Below are 1,455 nucleotides of genomic sequence, written 5' to 3'. Positions count from 1 at the left end.
ATTTATCTTTGGGATATTTGGTTGCGGTATCATTCCACTCAACTAATAATTGATGACGTTCCGATTCACAGAGTAAATTGAAAGTATCCACATTTGCGACCGGATTTTGTGCGATCGCTTCTAATAGATTGTTCAAGTGAGCAGCCATCCGCTCAATAGTATCTTGATCAAAACGAGTAGTATCGTAACTAATGCTAAGTGACAACTGGGAGCCAGAAACTACAGTTATAGTCAGTGGATAATTAGTTCTCTCAAAGTCATCAATATTACTTACTAAGAGTGAACATTCTTCATTTAATAAAGAACTATCAACGGGATAATTCTCAAACACCACAATACTCTCAAATAAAGATATTCCACCTCCAAGCTCGCATATAGCTTGAATATCAACTAAGGGAGTATAAGAATACTGCTGTAATTCCACCATTGACTGCTGTATTTCTTGCAACCAAGATATCAAATTACTTGATTTGGGTACTTTTACTCGTAATGGAAGAGTGTTGATAAACAATCCCACTATATTTTCCACCCCAGGTAAATCAGGAGGACGACCAGAAACAGTCACACCAAATACTACATCTGATTCATCACTATAACGACTCAGTAATAATGCCCAAGCAGCTTGTACTATAGTTGATAGTGTACAATGATGTTCTTGTGCAATAGTTGCTAACTTCTGGCTGCAATCAGTCGAACATACACAGGCAATTTGATCATAATCTTCGGAGTGGTGCTGGGATGTATATCTAGTTTTATCTACTACTAAGGGGGTGGGAACAGTAAAACCTTGTAAATATTGTTGCCAAAACTCAATCGCCGTTGATTTATTTTGAGAATTTAACCAATCAATATAATCGGAGTAAGGACGAGATTTGGGCAATTGACAATTAACACCTTGAAGTTGTGCTTCATAGAAACTTAATACTTCTTTAAAAATAATTGATAAACACCATCCATCCATAAGGATATGGTGATGATTCCAGATAAATTTATAATTCTCATCACCAAGCCTGATAATCGTACAGTTCATCAATGGTGCTTGCTTGAAGTCAAAACCTTTTTTTCTTTGTGAGAGCAATAGCTGTTTTAATTGCTGTTCTTGTTCTATTGTGGAAAGTTCTCGCCAATCAAAATTATGCCAAGGAATTAAAACTTGTTTGAGTACAACTTGTAAGGGATTCTCACGATTTTCCCAAACAAAGAATGTCCTGAAAATTGAATATCTATCTACAACTTTTTGCCAAGCAGCTTCAAAAGCAGCAACATTAATATTCCCTGTTAAATTCATGGACATCTGTTCAAGATATACCCCACTTTCTGGTGCATAAAGACTGTGAAATAACATCCCTTGTTGCATGGGAGAAAGAGGATAAATTGCAGAAATATTTTTTTTATTAGTCATGATTGTTTTTGTTTAATTATTTTTTGATCACTTATTAATCTAAAGAATCTAAT

The 1,455-nt window shown here is 35.1% G+C and carries 1 protein-coding gene; it reads right to left on the bottom strand.

Features of this window, described 5'->3' with window-relative positions; translation table 11 throughout:
• On the bottom strand, nucleotides 1–1,402 hold a 1,402-nt coding region (locus CALSC_RS13545; protein ID WP_235006784.1), incomplete at its 3' end, for a condensation domain-containing protein.
• Nucleotides 1,403–1,455 lie beyond the last annotated feature (53 nt).

The sequence above is a fragment of the Calothrix rhizosoleniae SC01 genome (assembly GCF_900185595.1).
Lineage (GTDB): Bacteria > Cyanobacteriota > Cyanobacteriia > Cyanobacteriales > Nostocaceae > Calothrix_A > Calothrix_A rhizosoleniae.
This window is presented reverse-complemented; position numbering and strand designations above follow the sequence as displayed.